Here is a 20,791-nt window from a genome sequence, read left to right as displayed (position 1 = left end):
ATACTGCAGCCTCTGTGCCTTCTCAGTTGCGAGACAATCTATGAACATGTTCAGCAGAATCCTGGTACTGGCCGCCACGCTGGCCAGTGCCGCTGTGACAATGGCAGGAGAATCCATGAAACCGAATATCGTAATCCTGGCAACGGGTGGGACCATTGCCGGCGCCGCGGCCACCGGCACCCAGGCCGGCTATACCTCGGCGGAGGTGGGCGTGGAAACCCTGATCAGCGCGGTGCCGCAGCTGGCGGAGCTGGCGCAGGTCAAAGGCGAACAGGTGGCCAACGTCGGCAGCCAGGACATGAACGACGACATCTGGCTGCAGCTGGCGGGCCGGGTGAACGCGCTGCTGGCCGATGAGGCGGTCGACGGCATCGTTATTACTCATGGTACCGACACCATCGAGGAGACAGCTTACTTCCTCAACCTGGTGGTCGCTAGCGACAAGCCGGTGGTGATGACCGCCGCCATGCGCCCGGCCACGGCCCTGTCGGCCGACGGGCCACTGAATATCTACAACGCGGTGGCGGTAGCGGCGGACCCCGAGGCGAAGGGCAGGGGCGTGCTGGTGGTCATCAACGATGACATTCACGGCGCCCGGGGCATGACCAAGACCAGCACCACCGATGTGCAGACCTTTGTGTCCGCCGAGCGCGGCCTGATGGGCGCCAGCCTGTACGGCAAGAACACCTACTACCGGCAGCCCTATCGCCTGCACACCAGCGGCTCCGAGTTCGCCGGTGCCGAGCTCAACCAGTTGCCGCGGGTGGACATCATCTATATCTCCGCCGGGGTGTCCGCGGACCTGATCGACGCCGCAGTGGCCAGCGGCGCCAGGGGCATCGTCACCGCCGGGGTGGGTAACGGCAACATGCCCAAAGAGGCGCTGGCGGCGCTGGAGCGCGCCCGCCAGAACAGCGTGGTGGTGGTCAGGTCGACCCGGGTCACCAGCGGCACCGTGGGCCGCAATATCGAGATCGATGATGACGCCCTGGGCACGGTGGCCTCGGGGGAACTGAATCCGGCACAGGCCCGGGTACTGTTGAAACTGGTGCTGACTAAAACTGACCTGCCCGGGGATGTACAGGCCTATTTCGACCAGTACTGATCCCGTGGAGACGCTCCCGGTAATCTACCGGGACGAGCACCTGGTGGCAGTGAACAAGCCCAGCGGCCTGCTGGTGCACCGCAGCCCCATTGACCGCCACGAAACCCGCTTCGCCCTGCAAGTGCTGCGCGACCAGCTCGGCCAGCGGGTCTATCCTGTGCACCGCCTGGACAAGCCCACCTCCGGCGTACTGCTGTTCGCCCTGTCGCCCGAGGTGGCCCGGCTGCTGTCGGCGCAGTTCGCCGGGCACCGCGTGGGCAAACACTACCTGGCCGTCGTCCGCGGCTGGTGCCCGGAGCAGGGGGAGATCGACCACGCCATCAGGGACAAGCCCGACAAACTCGCCGACCGCGACCGGCAATCGGAAGCGCCGGCGCGGGAAGCGCAGACCGCCTATCGGCGGCTGGCTACGGTGGAACTGCCCTATGCGCTAGACCGTTATCCGCAGAGCCGCTATGCACTGGTCGCCCTGCAGCCGCGGCAGGGGCGCAAGCACCAGCTGCGGCGGCATATGAAGCACCTGGGCTACCCGATCATCGGCGACGCCAAATACGGCAAGGGGGTGCACAACCGTTTTTTCCAGTCGGAATTTGACTGTGACCGCCTGTTGCTGGCCTGTACCGCACTGATCCTGCAGCACCCCTTGAGTGGTGAAAACCTCGCGCTGTCCGCCCCGCCCGGGGACCGGTTCGCGGCTATCATCGCCCGTTTCGGCTGGACCGACGCGCTGCGGGAAGAGGACAGGCAGCCGGCCTGAATCCGGCCCCGCAGCGGTGGGATTTGCGCCCTGCAGGCCGTATAATCGCCGCTCTCGAAAATGACCTCCAGGATACCCATGACCGTTCGCACCCGCGTTGCGCCATCACCCACCGGCGACCCCCACGTTGGCACCGCCTATATCGCCCTGTTCAATATGTGCTTTGCCCGCGCCCACGGCGGCCAGTTCCTGTTGCGCATCGAGGACACCGACCAGGTCCGCAGCACCCCTGAATCCGAGCAGGCCATTCTCGATTCACTCAACTGGCTGGGCCTGGAGTGGGACGAGGGCCCGGACGTGGGCGGCGATTGTGGCCCCTACCGCCAGAGCGAGCGCATGGAAATTTACGGCCAGTATGCCCGGCAGCTGGTGGATGAGGGCAAGGCCTTCATCTGCTATCGCACTGCGGCAGAGCTGGATGAACTGCGCGAGGCGCGGCGGGCGGCGGGCAACAGCAATGCCCTCAAACCCTCGGACCTGCAGTTAGCTGACGAGGAAGTGGCAAAGCGCCGCGCCGCCGGCGATCCCTATGTGATTCGCATGATAGTGCCGGAGGAAGAGGGCGCCTGCGCCGTGGACGACATGCTGCGCGGCACCATCGAGCTGGACTGGGGCATGGTGGATGCGCAGATCCTGCTCAAGTCCGACGGTATGCCCACTTACCACCTGGCCAACGTGGTAGACGACCACCTGATGGGGATTACCCACGTGATCCGCGGCGAGGAGTGGATCAACTCCGCCCCCAAGCACAAGCTGCTGTACCAGTACTTCGGCTGGGATATGCCCCAGCTATGCCACCTGCCGCTGCTGCGCAACCCGGACAAGTCCAAGCTGAGCAAGCGCAAGAATCCCACCAGCATCCTGTATTACCAGCGCATGGGCTTTTTACCGGAAGCCCTGCTCAACTACCTGGGGCGCATGGGCTGGTCCATGCCCGACGAGAGCGAGAAGTTTACCCTGGCGCAAATGGTGGATAACTTCGACATCCAGCGGGTCTCCCTGGGCGGACCCATTTTCGATATGGAGAAACTGTCCTGGCTCAACGGCCTGTGGATCCGTGAGGACCTGGATGAACAGGCCCTGGCCCGGCGGCTCATTGACTGGGCCTACAACGAGGCCAACCTGATGAAGGTGCTGCCCCACGCCCAGAAGCGGATGGAAACCCTGAGCGATTTCGCCCCCCTGGCCAGCTTCCTCGTGTCCGGTACCCTGCCCATCAGCGAGGAGAATTTTGCCTCGGTGCGCGGCGAGCGCGAGGATATCGTCAAGGGCCTGCAGTTCGCCCTCTGGCGCATGGAGGCCCTGCAGCAGTGGCACCGCGACAACATCTGGACAGAGCTGAAAGCCCTGGCCGACGCCACCGGCGTCAAGGTCAAGGACTTCCTGGCGCCCATCTTTGTCGCCATCGCCGGTACCAGCGCCAGCTTCTCGGTAGTGGACTCCATGGAAATGCTCGGCCCCGATATGAGCCGCGCCCGCCTGCGCTGCGCGATCGCGGTGCTGGGCGGGGTGTCCAAGAAGGCGATGAAACGCCTGGAGAAGGAGTACCAGGGGCTGTAACAACCCCCCGTGTTAACCCTTTCGTCATTCCGGCGAAAGCCGTGGTCCGGCACACCGGAATCCATGAACTGCCTGCCTGTGCGGGAACAACGGAGCAAATCGCAATGCCTTTGAACATCGCCACCTCACTCGCCTCTACCCTGATCCGCGGCAGCAACGGTATCCAGAGCCGCGCCACTACCGACAGACCCGCGGAACTGCTGCAAATCTACGACATAGAAAACTGCCCCTACTGCCGCCTGGTGCGCGAGGCCCTCACCGAACTGAACCTCGACGTGCTTATTCTCCCCTGTCCCAAGGAGGGCAAGCGCTTCCGGACGGAACTGCTGGAGCGCGGCGGCAAGGCCCAGTTTCCCTACCTCTACGACCCCAACACCGGGGTGGAAATGTACGAGTCGCTGGACATCGTCAGCTACCTGTTCGAAACCTATGGCAGCGGTGATGTGCCGCTGAAATGGCGCCTGGGCGGACTGCAGACCCTGGGCTCCATGCTCGCCAGTGCACCGCGGCTGAGGCGGGGCATGCAGGCGCGGCCGGGCAGGCCACCCGAGGAACTGCTCGAACTCTACAGCTTCGAGTCCAGCCCCTATGCCAGGCTGGTGCGGGAGCAGCTGTGCGAAATGGAAATCCCCTATATCGTTCGCAACTGCGGCCGCACCCTGGCCAGCGAGTGGTTGTTGCCACCGCTGCGCAGCGCGCTGCGCATTACCCCGAAGAGTGAACTGGACAACCGCCGCCTCCTGCTGGCGCGGGAGGGCCGGCAGTCGATCCCCTACCTGTATGACCCCAATACCGACCAGGGGCTGTTTGAATCAGGCGACATCCTCAGCTACCTTGATCAGCACTACCGCGACTGATGCCGACCACCGTCTGTTGATGCACGGCCCGGCGCAAGGTGTAAGCAATTATGTCCATCAGTGTCTTTGACCTGTTCAAAATAGGCATTGGGCCCTCCAGCTCGCACACCGTGGGCCCGATGCACGCCGCCCGCCTGTTTGCCGAGCGACTGCAGGCCGAGGGCACCCTGGCGGACTGTGCGCGGGTGTGCGCCGAGCTCTACGGTTCCCTGGGCGCCACCGGCGCCGGCCACGGCTCACCCAAGGCCATCCTGATGGGGCTGGAGGGGGAAACGCCAGAGACCGTCGAGGTGGAGCGCATCGCCGAGCGGGTCGCCGCCATTCGTGAGGGCGGCGGGCTGAAGCTCCTGGGCAGTAAAGCGATCAGCTTCAATTACCGCGATGACCTGGTCATGCATCGCCAGGAGTCGCTGCCTTACCATGCCAATGGCATGCGCTTTAGCGCCTGGGATGCCGAGGGTGCAGTGCTGGCGCAGTGTGTGTACTACTCGGTGGGCGGTGGGTTTATCGTCGACGACAAGGCCGCGGGGGCGGATGTGATCGTCGAGGACCCCACGCCGCTACCTTATCCCTTCACCACCGCCGAGGAATTGCTGCAGCAGTGCAAGAGCAATGGCCTCTCCATCAGCTCGCTGATGCTGGCGAACGAAAAGGCCTGGCGCAGCGAAAGCGAAATCCGCCAGCAGCTGCTGCACATCTGGCAGGTAATGGATGCCTGTATCGCCCGCGGCATTGCCACCGAGGGCATCATGCCCGGCGGGCTGAAGGTGAAACGCCGGGCGGCGCAACTGCACCGCCAGCTCAAGAGTGAGCAGAACGCCCTCGGCGACGCCTCGCTCAATACCATGGACTGGGTGACCCTGTACGCGCTGGCGGTCAATGAGGAAAACGCCGCCGGCGGCCGGGTGGTTACCGCGCCCACCAACGGCGCCGCCGGTATCATTCCCGCGGTGCTCAAGTACTACCTCAAGTACTGCAGCGGCTCCAGCGAGGACGACATCGTCCGCTACCTGCTGACCGCTGCCGCCATTGGCATCCTCTACAAGACCAACGCCTCCATCTCCGGCGCCGAGGTCGGCTGCCAGGGCGAGGTGGGCTCGGCCTGTTCGATGGCGGCGGGTGCCCTGGCCGATGCCCTCGGCGGCACCCCGGCGCAGGTGGAAAACGCCGCCGAGATTGCCATGGAGCACAACCTGGGCCTCACCTGCGACCCCATTGGCGGCCTGGTGCAGGTGCCCTGTATCGAGCGCAACGCCATGGGGGCGATCAAGGCCATCAGCGCCGCCCGCATGGCCCTGCGCGGCAGCGGCGAACACTACGTGTCGCTGGACCAGGTAATACGGACCATGCGCGATACCGGCCGCGACATGCAGGACAAGTACAAGGAAACCGCGCGCGGTGGCCTGGCGGTCAATGTGCTGGAAGTGCCGGTGAATATCATCGAATGCTAGGGCTGATTACCACCCTCGATCTTGTGGCCACGGCGGTATTCGCCATCAGCGGCGCCCTGGCGGCCGCCGAGCAGCGCAACGACATCCTCGGTTTTATCCTCTTCGGCACTATTACCGGCATCGGCGGCGGCACCGTGCGCGACCTGCTGCTGGGCGCGGACGCGGTGTTCTGGCTGCACCATACCGAGTATCTCTGGGTGTGCCTGGGCGCGGCCGTGGCCACCTGGTTCCTGGCGCCCCAGTTCAATTCACTGCATAAAGTGTTGCTGTGGGCCGACGCGGTGGGCATTTCCCTGTTCAGTGTGCTGGGGGCAGTAAAAGCAGTGCAACTGGGGGCGCCGGATATCGTCGCCGTGGGAATGGGCGTAATGACAGCGACCTTTGGCTCGATGATTCGCGATACCCTGCTCAACCAGGAGCCGGTGCTGCTGGGCCCGGAAATCTACGTCACCGCCGCGGTGCTCGGTGCCTCCACCTACACCCTGTTGGTCCAGTTCGAGGTCACCGCCGGTTTTGCCCTGCCGCTGGGAATGGTGGCCGCCTTTACCCTGCGGGCCTGCGCCATCCTGTTCGACCTGCGGTTGCCCAAGTACGGGGGACAAAGTGAAGCGGAGTAGGGCAGCCGGGCCAGTGTGCCCCTGCGGCGGCGGCAGTTACCGCGACTGTTGCCAGCCCTTTGTGGAAGGCGACGAGATCGCGCCGACGGCTGAGGCTTTGATGCGCTCTCGCTATTGCGCCTTTGCCCTGGGCGAGGCGGATTACCTGCTGGCGACCTGGCACCCGCGCACCCGGCCGTCCCGGGTGCGGCTGGATCCGGCGCAGAAGTGGATCGGCCTGTCGATCAAGGCCACCGAGGCCGGTGGCGAGGGCGATACTGCCGGGGTGGTGGAATTTGTCGCCCGCTTCAAGACCGCCGGCACGGGGCATCGCCTGCACGAGCGCAGCCGCTTTGAGAACATTGACGGCCGCTGGTACTACCTGGACGGCGACCACCTCTAGCCGGATAGGCTTGCCGCTGCTTACTCGGGGTCGTCCGCCGCGGCAATCCGTTCCCGTCTTTCCTGCTCTGCCTCCAGTGCCGCCCTGATCTCCAGCATCACCGCATCCACGTCCGCCGCGTGGGTATCTTCCTCCGCATCGCCGCTAAGCTCGATGTCCGGATGCAGCTCGCCCTCTTCATACAGTTCCCAGATTTCCTGGGCGTAGCGGGTATGTTTGAGCGATGGGGCAAACTGGCTGTAGTACGCGGTCATTCTGTCGACGTCGCGGGTCAGCATGGCCTGGGCATTGTTATTGGCGGCGGCATCCACCGCCTGGGGCAGGTCGATGATCACCGGGCCTTCATCGTTGACCAGCACGTTGAACTCCGAGAGGTCACCGTGGACCAGGCCGGCACACAGCATGCGTACCACGTACTGCATCACCAGGGCGTGGTCCTCCAGGGCCTGTTCCTCTGCCATGCTCACCTCATCCAGCCGTGGCGCCACGTCGCCGTGTTCATCGGTGATCAGTTCCATCAGCAGTACACCGTCGAAACAGCCGTAGGGCACAGGGACGCGCACGCCGGCCCGCTCCAGTCGGTACAGCGCATCCACTTCCGCGTTCTGCCAGGTTTCTTCCTGCTGCCGGCGGCCGAACTTAGAGCCTTTCTCCATGGCCCGGGCGCGGCGGCTGTTGCGCACCTTTCGGCCCTCGGTGTACTGGGCCGCCTTCTTGAAGCTGCGTTTTACCGCGTCCTTGTAGATCTTGGCGCAGCGGGTTTTGCTGCCACAGCGGACGATGAATACGTCGGCTTCCTTGCCGCTCATCAGCGGCCGCAGCACCTCGTCGATAATGCCGTCTTCCACCAGCGGCCGCAGGCGTTTGGGTACCTTCATGCCAGCACCTTCATGCCAGGCGCCTGACCTTGAACTTGCGGCCCTTGATTTTGCCGTTGAGCAGGCGGCCCAGTGCCTTGTCGGCCACGCCCCGGTCGATGGCGACGTAGGCGGCATAATCGGTCACATTGATCTTGCCCACCGCCTTGCCGTCGATGCCGGCCTCGCCGGTGAGCGCGCCGAGAATGTCACCGGGACGCACCTTGTGCTTGCGGCCGCCGGCAATGCACAGGGTGACGCAGGGCGGCGGGGGCATGTATTCGCCGGCGACCTGGATGGTTTCTATCGCCTCGAAGCCAATCTCCGTGTCCTGGTAGCCGGCGATGGCCTCCAGTTTGTAGCGCTCGGAATCGGCGAACAGGCTCAGGGCCAGGCCGCGCTTGCCCGCCCGGCCGGTGCGGCCGATGCGGTGCACGTAGACCTCGGCATTGCGCGGCAATTCAAAATTGATGACCGCTGGCAGCTCGTCGATATCCAGGCCGCGGGCCGCCACATCGGTGGCCACCAGCACGCTGCAGCTGCGCTGCTGGAACTGGATCAACACCTGGTCGCGGTCCCGCTGCTCCAGGTCACCGTGCAGGGCCTGGGCGCTGATGCCGTTGCCGGCAAGGTGCTGGCACACATCGCGCACCAGCTGTTTGGTATTACAGAACACCACGGCTGAGGTGGGGCGAAAGTGGTTGAGCAGGGTCAGCAGCCCATCCAGCCGGCCGGGCTTGCTGCAGATGAAAAACTGCTGGTCGATATGCGCGCTGCTGTGCAGCGATTCCACCGTGACCCGCTTGGGGTCGCGCTGGAAGCGGGCGCTGAGGGCGAGAATGTCGTCCGGGTAGGTGGCGGAGAACAGCAGGGTCTGCCGCTCGCGCGGCGTGTGTTCGATGATCTGCTCGATAGCGTCGACAAAGCCCATCTCCAGCATGCGGTCCGCCTCATCCAGTACCAGGGTATTGGCTCGGGCCAGCGACAGGGTGCGCTTGCGCAGGTGGTCCTGGATACGCCCGGGGGTGCCCACCACGATATGGGCGCCGTGCTCCAGTGAGCCGATCTGCGGGCCGATGGGCTGTCCACCGCAGAGCACCACCACCTTGATGTTTTGCCGGTAGCGGGCCAGGCGGCGGATTTCCACGGCCACCTGGCTGGCGAGCTCCCGGGTGGGGCAGAGAATCAGCGCCTGGGCGCCAAAATCCCGGGGATTGATGTTGGCCAGCAGCGGCAGGGTAAAGGCGGCGGTTTTGCCGGAGCCGGTCTTGGCCTGGGCGATGAGGTCGCGCCCGGCGAGTGCCAGCGGCAGGGTCGCCGCCTGGATAGCGGTCATTTCCCGGTAGCCGAGGCTGTCGAGATTGGCCAGTTGCTCCGCCGCTAAGGGCAGGCTGGCGAAACTGTTGTCAGTCACTGCTGGCTCAATCAGTGCTGGTGGCCGCCGGGGCCGTGGGCGTGGCGGTGGGCGATCTCTTCCTCGGTGGCGGCGCGCACGTCGATGACTTCCACGTCAAAGGTCAGCGACTGTCCGGCCAGCGGGTGATTGGTGTCAATATGGGCGCTGTGGCGACCGGCCTTGATCACGCTGACCGGGACCCGGCCCTCGCTGGTGTTTAATTGCACCACCATGCCGGCCTTGAGCTTGCCCTTGAACACCAGGTGCTTGGCCGGCACCCGCTGCTGGCGCTCGGGCTTGCGTTCGCCATAGGCCTCTGCCGGCGCCAGGGTGGCGCTGAAAACGTCGCCGGCGGCGTGGCCGGCCATGGCCTGTTCCAGCCCGGGAATAATGTTGTTGGCCCCGTGCAGGTAGGCGCTGGGCTCACCACCGCGGGAGGTTTCCAGTTCCTCGCCGGATTCGTTGCGCAGGGTGTAGTGGAAAACGGCGACACTGTTGGGGCCTATGTTCACTGTCTGTTGCTCTGTAGTCGGTAAAAGGGGGCGTATCTTACACCCATCGCTCAGGGTTTGCGCAGCGCAATTGCCGCCAGTATTGCCACCGCGAATTCAAACGCCAGCGCGCCCCAGGTATAGCCGGCCACCATCCACCCGGTGTCCCAGGCGGCGTGCAGGCGGGCGACCGCCAGGCAGCCGATGGCCATGACCAGCAGGGTGAGGGCCGCCCGGTAGAAGCCGGGCTTCAGCGCCGCCAGCAGCAGAAACAGGCCAAAGCCGAACTGCAGGCCACCGTACATGGCGGCCATTTCCGCGTAGGCATCGCCGCTGCCGATGCCCAGCCCGGCATAGCCGGCGGGCAATTCGGGAGTGACGAAACAGGCGACACCGTAGACGGCGAAGACCAGGCCGGCGGCCCACAACAGTCCTTTGCCCAGCATGGATATATCCCCCTGACAATTGTTATCGTTGCAGCAGCAGTGTACGTTGTTTTCCCGGCGTTGGTTTGTTTTCCCGGCGCCGCGGGACGGCGGCGCTGCGCCTGTGGCTGTGGCTGCAATTCCTTGGACAGATGCCTTGACAGGCCCTGGCGCACTCACTAAAATGCGCACCTCTTCGTTGATATTGCTTCGGCAAAAAACCAGACAGATCAACGAGTTAGCATCAAATTTTGGGGCTATAGCTCAGCTGGGAGAGCGCAACACTGGCAGTGTTGAGGTCAGCGGTTCGATCCCGCTTAGCTCCACCAAATCAAGACCGGGTCTCATTGAGGCTCGGTCTTTTTCGTTAGGGCCGCCGCGCGAACCGCTAACCGGCAGCGGCGGATGGCCGCCCCGTTCGACCGGTGCCGGTCCGACCGGGTTTTCAGGCGCTCTCATCTTGTTGATGCCAAGTTATTTTAATCGGGCATCAAGATGACCAGGATGTTGTACTCAGAGCTACCCGGCAGCGCGCAGCTGGCGTATGCGGAGGTGCTTGATAACGCCATGGCCCGGGACATCCAAACGGGAGAGGGGTTTACGTTCACCAGCCAAAAAAGGCCGTCTTCGGCAGGCATACACTGGTACCTGCAGCACTCTCTGCCTAAGCCCAAAAAGCGATACTACCTGGGAGTAGAGACCCCTGAGCTACTGGCCAGAATCGAGCAACAGAAGGCACGCTGGGGGGCATCCAGGGTGGATGCCGAGATGCTGGAGCGTCAGGTCGCCGGGGCAGTGGCTCAGGGGTGCATGGGAATCTCCTACCAGGCTTACAAGGTGTTGAGCGCGGCAGCTCAGTCAGGCCTGTTCCGGGCCGGTTCGCGCTACACAAACTGGTGGTGGCCCAGCGAAGGAATCCGGGACAGCGGGCAAAGAGCATCAAAGACGTGAAGCAGGCGAAACAATTGATCGCCGTTTTGCTGGATCAGCGCCCCGCTGACTTGTGGTTGGCGCTGGACGCGGCGGTGGTTTTCCATGACCAGTTCGCTCGAGAAATGGAGGAGGGCATCAAGGCGCTCGATGATGAGGCTCTGTCTGCCCCGCTGCTGGCGCAGCTCGGCCTTCGCCCGGCGCCTTGTCCCTAGCAGCATCAGCCTCTGCCTGGCACCACAGAACTACGGGCGATAGTGGTTTTCGCGTTTTGCCAACTCCGCGGAAACGTCTGGGCGGAATCGATCGAGTCGAATCGCCCACCAGCCCGATGATCCAGCGATCTCCATCAGCCGTAGTTCTTGTTTTACTGTCAGGATGGCATTGCATGAAAACGTTGGTTATTGGTGGCACGGGATTTCTGGGTTCCTACATCGTTGAGGAACTTCTCGCCAGGGGGCACCAGGTAGCAGTGCTGAGCCGGAACCCCGGGCGGGCCACGAAAGAAGTGGCCGAGGGCGTAGAGGTCGTCGGGGGGGACATCAATGAGCTGGATCAGGCGGCCCTGACTGACCTGATGGCGCCTTACTGCAAACTGGTTTATGCCGCCGGCGTCGACGAGCGGGTGAGGCCAGATATCGATGCCCGGGAATTCTTCTTTCGCGAGAACGTGGACACCTGCCGCAAGGTGCTGCTGGCCGCCTGCGACACCGGGATTACCCATGTGGCCCTGCTCAACTCCATTTTTACCTGCATCGACCGCCTGCGCCCCGAACTCGAATTGACGCGACACCACCCCTACATCGCCTCGCGCGTCGCCCAGAGCGACATGGCACTGGAGGTTTCCAGGGGTAACTTCATCGCCACCGTGCTGGAGATTCCCTGGGTGTTCGGCTGCAGCCGGGGCAAGCCCTCTCAATGGTCGGCGCTGGTCAACTATGTACGCTTCTCGCGGCCGCTGGTCGCCCCCTCTGGCGGTGCCGTGGCGATCAGTGCAGAGAATATCGGTAAAGCCGTGTCGGGGGCCCTGCAGCATCCTGAGGCCAGCATCAGCGTACCCGTGGGCGATTGCAATCTCAGCTGGGATGATATGTTACTTCACCTGGGAGAACTCAGTGGCAAGTCTCAGGACTCGGTGATGCGGCTGCCCAGCGGTTTGTTCAGCGGCATGACCCGGGTCGGCGCCATGGCCATGCGGCTGGTAGGGGAGAAATCGGGGCTGGATTTTGCCCGCCTGGATGACCTGTTGCTGGAGGACAACGCCATCGACCTGGCGCCTTCCCAGGCGCTGCTGCAGTATGGCGAAGCCGATATCAAGCCGGCGCTCGCCGCCACGCTTGAGTCGGTGCCGGATTACCGCCAGGTCGCCGCCGCGTGGTTGCGCTCACCGGTGGAGCGACTGGTCGCCGCAGGGCGGGCTTGAACAGCGCTCGGCAGCGGATTGGTAAACGAGATCCGATGCACTATCTCATGGCGTAACCAGGGCGATGAAGAAGAGTCAGCTGCCGCAAAAAATTTGTCGTTCCTGCAACAGGCCCTTTGCCTGGCGGCGCAAGTGGGCCCGGGACTGGGAGAAGGTGCGCTACTGCTCCCAGCGCTGCCGGCGGTCCAAGTGAACCGGCTCCTGCAGTGCGATGACGCCCACCTCATCCACCTCGGCATCGCGCCGGCAGCGATCATGTCGTAGGTATTGCTCAGCGTGGAAAAGGGATCGCTATTGGACTCCTCGATGGCGACGATGCCCTGCCGACTGGAAATACTCATGTCATATCGCGATCAATGGGCAACAGCAGCGGGAGTGGGGTTCTGGCTGCGGGAATAGTGACTTGCAGGACAGCTTACTCGAAGTGAATGCAGTTTTGCAGATCAGGCGTTCAGCCGCTTCCAATGTTCAGGTGACAATCCGCTGGTATTTTTGAAGGCTCGGGAAAAGGCGCTGACATTGCGATAACCCAGAATGTCCGCCAGGTCGGCCAGGCCGATGCTGGAGCTGCGCAGGTAATGCTCAGCGACGTCATGGCGTACTTCCGTCAATAGCGTCCTGAAGGTGACACCTTGCCGGCGAAGTTCCCGCTGCAATGTTCTCGGGTGTTGATTGAGTCGCTGGGCAACACTCTCCAGATTGCACAGGTCGGTACCGAGGTGCTGTCTGATATGCTGCTGGACCCTGTTAGCTAGAATATCATGCACCTGATAGTCAGCCATGACCGTATCGAGGTGGCTCTTGACAATGGCTAGCAGCTCATTGTCTGCAGTTGCGATTGGAATCTGCAAATCGATCGCCGGGAATACGATCCCGGTGAAATCCTGGTTGAATTCAACCGGTGAGCCAAAGTACTTGTTGTACAGCCGCGCTGTTTCCGGCTCTTTGTGGGAGAAGCAAATAGCACTGGGTCGCCAGTTTTCACCGCCCAGGCTCCTAAACGCATTGAACACTACAGTGATGGCGAGGGTGTGCAGCTGGGTTAGTGATCCTTGATAGGAGATGCGATTGTTTCGTACCAGAATCGCGTGCCTGTTTTTACGCTGAAGCTCCCAGATCGAGAACTCACTGTTGAGAAGGTTGTATTGCAGCGCGTTCTCAATGGCCTCGCCCAGCGTCGACGACAACCTGGGCAATTGTGCCATGAGACCAAAGCGCATTGGCGGCTGGTGCACGCCGACCAAAAAGCCGAAGTGGGGGCAGTTGGACTCCTCCGCGATCCTGTTAAGAAAATTCACAATCTGGTCGAGAGCGAGGAAGCCCCGGGGTGCTACCAGCAGCTCGTGCTGGATGCCGTTAGCAGCCAGTGCCCCGGTCAGGTCCGCGCCAATTTCCCGGGCGGCCTCGAGCGAGCCCAGCAGTAATTCGCTGGTGGCGAGCAGGGGTGTGTGAGCATCGTAGACCTGCAACTTTCCAGCCCCCTTCGACCGGTTGATGATCTTTTGTCGTCAAATGGTATGCAAAGTGTCGCAAAATGGTACGCAGAAGGCAATCGGGGTTGGTAGATTGCCCTGCTGCGGGTTATCCGGTGGCTCCGCAGCACAGGGAATTCACCGGAAACCTGCGAATCTCAACCCACAGTGCAATGCCAGGATGATAGACATAATCAATTTGCGACGCGCCCTCTTTGCCCCGGCTCTTTTGCTGTGGAGCATTGTGCTGCCTGGCAGCCAGGTGTGGTCACAGGTGGGGGACGCCGCTCTCGATCCCATGGCGCCGTTGGCCGAGGCGTATGTTCGATTGGGCCTGCAGTTACAGAACCACGACCCCCTCGAGTATCTCTACCTCGGTCCCGATGCCTGGCGCAGCGCGGCCCGTGAAAACCCCCTTGCCATGCCCCGGATCCAGGAGGAACTGGCCGCCCTGCAAGGGAAAATTGAGGCGCTGCCGATGCCGGCGACTGGCATGGACCAGGACCGGCGGAGCGTGTTGCAAGGGCGGATCACTGCCATGATCACCCGCCTTGATATTCTTCAGGGACGCTTTCCAGCGAGCTTCGACGAGGAAACCCGCTTGCTGTTTGGTGTGGAAGCGCCGCACTACGATGAGGATCACTTTCGCGCCCTGGTGGCAGAGCTCGACGAGCTGATACCGGGGGAGGGAGCGCTGCCAGCGCGGGTGGAACGTTTTAGGGACCAGTTCATTATTCCCGCTGACAAGGTGGAAGCGGTCATTACTGAATCGGTGGCGGAGTGCCGGCGCCGTACCAGGGGCCATATCGATCTGCCGGACAATGAGGCCACCAGCCTCAACATCACGACCGGCAAGCATTGGGTTGGCTTCGCAGAGTTTCAGGGCGACAGCCACACCACGGTGCACATCAACCGCGATGTGCCGATACATGTCGAGCGGGTTATTCAGCTGGGCTGCCACGAAGCCTACCCGGGGCATCATGTGCACGCGACCCTGGTGGAAGCGGAACTGGTCAGGAAGCGCGGCTGGATCGAGTATGCCTACATTCCCCTGCATGGTTCGCAGGCAGTCATCGCCGAGGGCGCGGCCAACTACGGTGTAGACCTGGCATTCACGCCGGCGGAACGGATCGCCTACGAGCGCTCGGTGATTCTGCCCATGGCAGGCCTCGACGGTGAGCAGCTCGAGCTGTATTACCGCTACTTCGCCCTGCTGGACCAGCTCAATTTCGCCCGTAATGAGGTCGCCCGGTATTACCTGTACGGGGGAATGCCGAGGGAACAGGCCATTGCGTGGCTGATGGAGTTTGGCCTGGAGTCTCGTGGCACGGCATCCCAGCGCCTGGACTTTATTGCGGCTATGCGCTCCTACGTCATTAACTACAACTACGGTAAAACACTGGTTCGCGACTATGTCGAGAGCCAGGCCGGCCCGGACCGGGAAGCGCGCTGGCAGGTTTTCCAGCAGGTCCTGTCCACACCCATTCAACCGCAACAGATGCGGCAGAACATCGCCCAATCTGTGGCTGAGTAATACCCACCGACGGGGGCGATGATGCACTCCTCACTGGCGCAACGAGCCCTGTGGCAGCCCCCACAAGTACCCCAATGAAAATAACTGTGTAGAGGAACAATCAATGTACAGCAAATCCAGCAAGCATCTGACCAGGACTGCCCTGGCCCTGGCCATATCGGCAGTCTCCCTTGAACTGTATGCCCAGGCCCTGGAGGAGGTGGTGGTGACGGCCCAGCACCGCGAAGAAAACCTGCAGGATGTGCCGATCGCCATCACCGCTATCGGTGCAGAGGATATTCGCTCCGCCGACATCAGCGATCTGTCGGCGATTGCCCTGCGCACGCCGGGCTTCAGCATGGGCGTATTCAACCCGGCCCAGCCCCAGTTGTTTATCCGCGGGGTAGGCTCCAATGCCGACGGCGCAGGTGAGGACCAGTCAGTGGTTGTATTCCTTGACGGGGTCTACCTCGGGCGCACGGCTGGCCAGGCCTTTGACCTGTTCGACCTGGAGCGCCTGGAAGTGTTGCGCGGGCCACAGGGTACGCTCTACGGCAAGAATGCGGCCGGTGGCGCGATCAATATCATTACCCAGAAGCCGACTGAAGAACTCACGGGCGCCCTGGAGCTCTCAGGCGGCGATATGGGTTACCTGGGCATTCGCGGCAAGGTATCGGGACCCCTTGGCGAGGAGACCTATGGCAAGATCTCGGTCAGCCACAAGGAGCGCGATGGCTATGTCGAGAGCCTGGTGGCCGATATTGATGATTTGAACGCCTATGAAAGTGACGGCATTCGCGGGCAGCTGTTGACCCGCCCAGCAGACGCTCTGGAACTGCTGCTCTCTGCCGACTATTCAGACGACAGCAGGAACAGCCCGGGGCGGAACCCCGGCACCGAATTTGCCCTGGGCGATTCCGTGGCGGCGTCGGGCTTCAATCCCGACTTTTACCAGAACCTGCAGAGTACCGAACCCCATGCCGATATAGAGACCTGGGGTGTTTCCCTGCAGGCCGACTGGCTGGTGGAAATGGGCACTTTCACTTCGATTACTGCCTACCGGGAGTCGAGTGCCGATGTACGGGATATTGTCTGGCCCGCGGACATTGAATACTTTCAACTGGGTAGCCTGGACAACTTTTTCGACGAGGAGGCAGAGCAGTTCAGTCAGGAATTCCGTTTTGCCGCCGATGCTGGTGAGCAACTGTTCTGGCAGGCTGGCGTGTATTACCTGAAAGAAGAGGTGGCGCGTAACGAATACATTGATATCTATTGCGGCTTGCTCTGCGGTGTTCCGGCCGAGGCTGCAATCCACCTGCCCCTGGCCGGCGCCGAGCAGACCAATGAGACCAACAGTTACGGGATTTTCGGCCAGGGCACCTGGACGTTTAACGAGCACTGGGACCTGACCCTGGGCGCGCGCTATACCTACGAAGAGAAGGAGGTAACCAATGTGGGCTCTCCTGATGGGGCCTTCTCCATCGTCGAGGCCTATGACATTGAGGAAGAGGAAAGCTGGAATGCCTTCACCCCAAAAGTCGCGGTTAATTATTACCTGGGTGAAAACCTGACCACCTACGCCACGGTTTCTACGGGTTTCAAAAGTGGCGGATTCCAGGGCCTGGCACCGACAGAAGCGGCGGCCAGCACCTCTTTTGATGAGGAAAACGTGACCAACTACGAGCTCGGTATTAAAGGCACTGTGCTCGACAATTCCCTGCGTTTCAGCGCCGTCGCGTTTTACACCGACTATTCCGACCTGCAGGTTCTGGTGCAGACAATTCAGCCCGGTGGCCTGCCCGGCCCGCTGCTGACCGAGAATGCGGGTGAAGCACAAAGCCAGGGCATCGAACTGGAGGCATTGTGGCAGTTGCACGATTACTGGCAGCTTTCCGGAAACTACGCCTACCTCGATACCGAGTACACCAAACTGGAGGGCAATCTCAAGCCCAATGAGGGCAACAGCCTGCGCAATGCGCCGGAAAACGCGGTCTCACTGAGCCTGGTGTTTGATTACCCCCTGCAGAGTAACTATATCAATGCCCGCGTCGACTATACTTACAAGGATGACGCCTACCAGGATATCCAGAACCGCCCCGAGTCAACACTCGAGTCCTATGAACTGGTCAATTTGCGTCTGGCCTATGGCGCAGGCGATGGCCAGTGGGAAATTGCCGGATGGGTGAAGAATGCGGCGGATGAGGAGTACATGCTGCATAACTACACCATGAACCCCGGTCTGTCACAAAACATTACTCCCGCTGCGCCGCGAACCGTGGGTGCCACCCTCACCTGGAATTATTGATTCCTTTACACTCCCAGGTGGAGTAGTGCTTGCCGGTGCGCGCCATTGCGCGCCGGCCTTTTTGTCTTTAGAAGGATTGCGTCGATGAAAGGTTTAATACACAAGGCTGCGATAAATCTGTTACTGCTGCCGTGCCTGGCCGTTGCCGGCCAGGTGGACCCGGGGGAGGAAGTGATCTCCAGCGTGCTTGCCATGGGGGTAGCAGCTCCCGGAGTGGCGCCTCCGCGGGGGGACGAGAGCGAAGGGCCGTTCAAGCGCCTGGTGATAAAGAATGCCAACGTCATCGATGGTGCCGGTGCGCCGACCCAGGGTCCGGTCACGATTGTGATAGAAGGTGACCGGATCGTCGACCTGCGCGGTGGTGGTACCGGATCGTTGCATCTCGGCGAGGAAGATTACGATGCGGATACCAGGGTCATCGATGCCTCGGGACAATATGTAATCCCCGGACTGATCGACGCACACGCCCATTTCGGCACGCCAAGCCACGCATTTGGCGGCGCACTCACGAACCCGGAGTATGTCGCCAAACTGTGGTTGGCCCACGGTATCACCACGGTCAGGGAACCCGGCGCCTTAATGGGCCTGCAGTGGACTCTCGATCATAAGCAGCGCAGCGACAGTGGTGAAATCGCCGCGCCCCGTATCAAGGTATATGCGCTGTTTCCGGAGACCATGAGTTCCCCGGATGAGGCGCGCAACTGGGTGAGGGCGGTGCGCAGGAAGGGCGCCGACGGCATCAAGTTTCTCGGCGCTGCACCGGCGGTGATTGAGGCCGCCATGGGCGAGGCGAGAAAGCTCGGGATGAGAACCATGTATCATCACTCGCAGGTTTCCGTAGCGAGAATGAACGTGCTGGATTCGGCGCGCATGGGCCTGGACAGCATGGAACACTGGTATGGCCTGCCCGAGGCGATGTTTCGTGACCGCCGGGTCCAGGATTACCCAGACAGCTACAACTACAATAACGAACAGGACCGGTTTTCCGAGGCCGGGCGACTGTGGCAACAAACCGCGGCCCCGGGTTCAGAGCCCTGGACCTCGACTATCGATGAGCTGATCGGCCTGGATTTTACCCTCGATCCCACCTTCACTGTTTATGAGGTAAACCGGGATACCATGCGCGCCAGGCGGGCGGAATGGCATGACCAGTACACGATGCCCTATATGGCTCGCGCCTTTGAACCCAATCCCCGAATCCATGGTTCCTTTCATTTCGATTGGACCACCGCCGATGAAGTGGCCTGGCGCAACAACTACCGGCTCTGGATGAGTTTCGTCAACGACTACAAGAATGCCGGTGGCCGGGTCACGGTGGGCTCCGATTCCGGTTTCCTCTATGGCATGTACGGCTTCGGTTATGTGCGTGAGCTGGAATTGCTGCAGGAAGCGGGGTTTCATCCCCTGGAAGTGCTGCAGGCCGCCACCCTGAACGGGGCGGAAGTCGTGGGCATAGCGGGGGAGACCGGCTCCATCGAGGTCGGCAAGAAAGCCGATCTGGTAATCGTCAACGAGAATCCGCTGGCCAATTTCAAGGTGCTCTATGGCACCGGGCATCAGAAACTCAATACCGATACCGGCACAATGGAACGCACCCGGGGTATTCTCTATACCATCAAGGACGGTATCGTGTTCGACGCCGAAAAGATGTTGGCCGATGTGCGCCGCCTGGTGGAGGAACAGAAAGCCCGGGAAGGAGAAATATAACCATGCCAAGGATAAAATGCGGAATAGTCCTGCTGTACCTGCTTGCTGCGCTCGCGGCGCCGCTTGCCGCAGAGGACTACGACCTGGTGATCGCCAATGGCCGGGTCATCGACCCGGAGACGCAACTGGATGCGATCCGTCACGTGGGTGTCAATGGCGGCACCATTGTTGCTGTCTCGGACAAGCCCCTCGCCGGCAAGCGCAGTATCGACGCCAGCGGCCTGTTAGTGGCGCCCGGCTTTATCGATGTCCACAGCCATACACCCACGCTCTTGGGCCAGCACATGAACCTGCTGGACGGGGTGACCACCCAGTTGGAACTGGAGGCAGGGTCCTATCCCGTCAGTTTTTACGGCGAGCACTACAGCGGCGGTGCGCAGCTGAATTACGGTACTTCGGTCGGGCATTTCGCCATCCGTATCAAGGTGATCGAAGGTGTCGACCAGCCCTACCTGTTTATGGGGCATAAACTTGGGAAGATGGGCGGTCCCGCTTGGGTGCAGCCGGCCACTGGCGAGCAAATCCAGACCATGCGCGCTATGGTGAACCAGGGCATTGACGACGGCGGTCTGGGTATTGGCGTATTGCTCGATTACATGACCGCGGCGGTTTCGGAGGCGGAACTGCGCATGCTGTTTGACGTGGCCGCCGATCGGGAGGTGCCCATTTTCGTCCACGTGCGCCGAGGCTACACCGGAGATCCCGCCGGTCTCGTTGAGGTGCTGGATCTTGCGACAGAGACCGGAGCCGCGCTGTTCATTTGCCACATCACTCACAATGCGATGGGACGGATCGGCGACTGGCTGGCGATGATCGATGCGGCCAATGCCGCCGGGGCCAATATCACCACTGAAACACTGTCCTACGCGGCCGGGGGTACCGGCATTTCCGCCGATGTGTTCCGGCGCCGGGACTGGCAGAAGATATTCGACATCAGCTACGAGGACGTACAGTGGGTCGCCACCGGCGAGTGGCTCACCCGGGAAACCTGGGAAAAGTACGCCCGGGAACAGCCCACTGGCATGGTCAACCACCATTACGTGAAGGAGCCGTGGATGGAGACGGCCATGAAGTGGCCCGGAATGATGATCTCCACCGATGCGCTGCCCGCACTGGACCTGGATATCCTGGCCAATCCCAATGTCGCGGGCACCTTTTCCCGGGTACTGGGCCACTATGTGCGCGATACCGGCCTGTTGTCCCTGAGCGAAGCGCTGGCAAAAATGAGCCTGCACCAGGCCCGGTGGATGGAACAGGCCTCACCAGCATTTGCGAAGAAAGGGCGCCTGCGGGAAGGCATGGACGCGGACATTGTCATCTTCAATCCCGCCACGGTTGCGGCCAACGCGACCTACGGTGACCCCTACCAGAAGCCCACCGGGATAGAACATGTCATCGTCGGCGGACGGCAGGTGGTGCAGGACTCGGTGCGTATCGAGGGCCGCTACCCGGGACGAAAAATCCTTGGCCGACCGCAGCAGTGAACCTGGGTAGGCATGGTATCGCTTGAAAGCACCCTATACACGGCCAGGGCATCTGCGTG

19 protein-coding genes and 1 tRNA gene are annotated in these 20,791 nt (G+C 61.9%); 15 read left to right on the top strand and 5 right to left on the bottom strand.

What is annotated here, in order from left to right; genetic code table 11:
- Positions 1-115 precede the first annotated feature (115 nt).
- The 7 genes from DWB85_RS04350 (at position 116) to DWB85_RS04320 (ending at position 6,729) form a co-directional block, all read left to right on the top strand.
- Entirely contained in the window at positions 116-1,105 is a 990-nt protein-coding gene (locus DWB85_RS04350) for a type II asparaginase (protein ID WP_239017214.1), read from the top strand.
- A 4-nt stretch (positions 1,106-1,109) separates the two neighbouring features.
- Positions 1,110-1,862, top strand: coding sequence for a tRNA pseudouridine(65) synthase TruC (truC, locus tag DWB85_RS04345; protein WP_239017213.1), 753 nt, complete (start codon positions 1,110-1,112; stop codon positions 1,860-1,862).
- 78 nt (positions 1,863-1,940) lie between these two features.
- Positions 1,941-3,422: a glutamate--tRNA ligase gene (gene gltX / locus DWB85_RS04340; protein ID WP_117952967.1), complete on the top strand. Its 1,482-nt coding sequence runs from the start codon at positions 1,941-1,943 to the stop codon at positions 3,420-3,422.
- A 104-nt stretch (positions 3,423-3,526) separates the two neighbouring features.
- Positions 3,527-4,279 carry a glutathione S-transferase N-terminal domain-containing protein gene (locus tag DWB85_RS04335; protein WP_117952966.1) on the top strand — a complete coding sequence of 251 codons (753 nt, stop codon included), beginning with the start codon at positions 3,527-3,529 and terminating at the stop codon, positions 4,277-4,279.
- 50 nt (positions 4,280-4,329) lie between these two features.
- Positions 4,330-5,730 carry an L-serine ammonia-lyase gene (locus DWB85_RS04330; protein ID WP_117952965.1) on the top strand — a complete coding sequence of 467 codons (1,401 nt, stop codon included), beginning with the start codon at positions 4,330-4,332 and terminating at the stop codon, positions 5,728-5,730.
- Positions 5,724-6,347, top strand: coding sequence for a trimeric intracellular cation channel family protein (locus tag DWB85_RS04325; protein ID WP_117952964.1), 624 nt, complete (start codon positions 5,724-5,726; stop codon positions 6,345-6,347). Before DWB85_RS04330 ends, DWB85_RS04325 begins: the two co-directional genes overlap by 7 nt.
- Positions 6,334-6,729 (top strand): YchJ family protein, encoded by a 396-nt coding sequence (locus DWB85_RS04320; protein ID WP_117952963.1) that lies wholly within the window; start codon positions 6,334-6,336, stop codon positions 6,727-6,729. The genes DWB85_RS04325 and DWB85_RS04320 overlap by 14 nt, the downstream gene beginning before the upstream one ends.
- A gap of 20 nt (positions 6,730-6,749) precedes the next feature.
- On the opposite strand, the gene DWB85_RS04315 is transcribed toward DWB85_RS04320, so the two are convergent.
- Genes DWB85_RS04315 through DWB85_RS04300 form a run of 4 tightly spaced genes read right to left on the bottom strand, consistent with a single transcriptional unit; the run spans position 6,750 to position 9,919 of the window.
- Positions 6,750-7,607, bottom strand: coding sequence for a PA4780 family RIO1-like protein kinase (locus DWB85_RS04315; RefSeq protein ID WP_117952962.1), 858 nt, complete (start codon positions 7,605-7,607; stop codon positions 6,750-6,752).
- A 10-nt stretch (positions 7,608-7,617) separates the two neighbouring features.
- A complete protein-coding gene (dbpA, locus tag DWB85_RS04310) occupies positions 7,618-9,000 on the bottom strand; it encodes an ATP-dependent RNA helicase DbpA (protein ID WP_117952961.1) in 1,383 nt (460 codons plus the stop codon).
- An 11-nt stretch (positions 9,001-9,011) separates the two neighbouring features.
- A complete protein-coding gene (locus DWB85_RS04305) occupies positions 9,012-9,494 on the bottom strand; it encodes an FKBP-type peptidyl-prolyl cis-trans isomerase (protein ID WP_117952960.1) in 483 nt (160 codons plus the stop codon).
- A gap of 50 nt (positions 9,495-9,544) precedes the next feature.
- A complete protein-coding gene (locus tag DWB85_RS04300; protein WP_117952959.1) occupies positions 9,545-9,919 on the bottom strand; it encodes a DUF4345 family protein in 375 nt (124 codons plus the stop codon).
- Between the two features lie 232 nt (positions 9,920-10,151).
- Between DWB85_RS04300 and DWB85_RS04295 the strand changes: the two genes are divergently transcribed.
- The 4 genes from DWB85_RS04295 to DWB85_RS19830 all read left to right on the top strand — a co-directional run bounded on the left by DWB85_RS04295 (position 10,152) and on the right by DWB85_RS19830 (position 12,444).
- Positions 10,152-10,227 (top strand) — tRNA-Ala (locus DWB85_RS04295).
- Positions 10,228-10,704: 477 nt separating this feature from the next.
- On the top strand, positions 10,705-11,043 hold the full coding sequence (locus tag DWB85_RS19935; protein ID WP_420820250.1) for a GSU2403 family nucleotidyltransferase fold protein: 339 nt from the start codon (positions 10,705-10,707) through the stop codon (positions 11,041-11,043).
- Positions 11,044-11,216: 173 nt separating this feature from the next.
- Positions 11,217-12,251 carry an NAD-dependent epimerase/dehydratase family protein gene (locus tag DWB85_RS04285; protein WP_162845999.1) on the top strand — a complete coding sequence of 345 codons (1,035 nt, stop codon included), beginning with the start codon at positions 11,217-11,219 and terminating at the stop codon, positions 12,249-12,251.
- 64 nt (positions 12,252-12,315) lie between these two features.
- Entirely contained in the window at positions 12,316-12,444 is a 129-nt protein-coding gene (locus tag DWB85_RS19830) for a DUF2256 domain-containing protein (RefSeq protein WP_117952956.1), read from the top strand.
- A 250-nt stretch (positions 12,445-12,694) separates the two neighbouring features.
- Here the strand turns inward: DWB85_RS19830 and DWB85_RS04275 are convergent, their stop codons facing one another.
- On the bottom strand, positions 12,695-13,720 hold the full coding sequence (locus DWB85_RS04275) for an AraC family transcriptional regulator (RefSeq protein WP_117952955.1): 1,026 nt from the start codon (positions 13,718-13,720) through the stop codon (positions 12,695-12,697).
- A gap of 184 nt (positions 13,721-13,904) precedes the next feature.
- Between DWB85_RS04275 and DWB85_RS04270 the strand changes: the two genes are divergently transcribed.
- From DWB85_RS04270 to DWB85_RS04255, 4 genes are all read left to right on the top strand, one after another.
- Complete coding sequence (locus DWB85_RS04270; protein WP_117952954.1) at positions 13,905-15,257, top strand: DUF885 domain-containing protein; 1,353 nt, start codon at positions 13,905-13,907, stop codon at positions 15,255-15,257.
- A gap of 103 nt (positions 15,258-15,360) precedes the next feature.
- The gene (locus DWB85_RS04265; RefSeq protein WP_117952953.1) at positions 15,361-17,541 is read left to right on the top strand and encodes a TonB-dependent receptor; all 2,181 of its coding nucleotides are present in this window, start codon (positions 15,361-15,363) and stop codon (positions 17,539-17,541) included.
- An 84-nt stretch (positions 17,542-17,625) separates the two neighbouring features.
- Complete coding sequence (locus DWB85_RS04260; protein ID WP_117952952.1) at positions 17,626-19,248, top strand: amidohydrolase family protein; 1,623 nt, start codon at positions 17,626-17,628, stop codon at positions 19,246-19,248.
- Between the two features lie 2 nt (positions 19,249-19,250).
- Positions 19,251-20,732, top strand: coding sequence for an amidohydrolase family protein (locus DWB85_RS04255; RefSeq protein WP_117952951.1), 1,482 nt, complete (start codon positions 19,251-19,253; stop codon positions 20,730-20,732).
- Positions 20,733-20,791: the final 59 nt, after the last annotated feature.

The sequence above is a fragment of the Seongchinamella sediminis genome (assembly GCF_003457605.1).
Classification (GTDB): domain Bacteria; phylum Pseudomonadota; class Gammaproteobacteria; order Pseudomonadales; family Halieaceae; genus Halioglobus; species Halioglobus sediminis.
The sequence above is the reverse complement of the archived record's forward strand: the minus strand, read 5'-3'. Positions and strand labels throughout refer to the sequence as shown.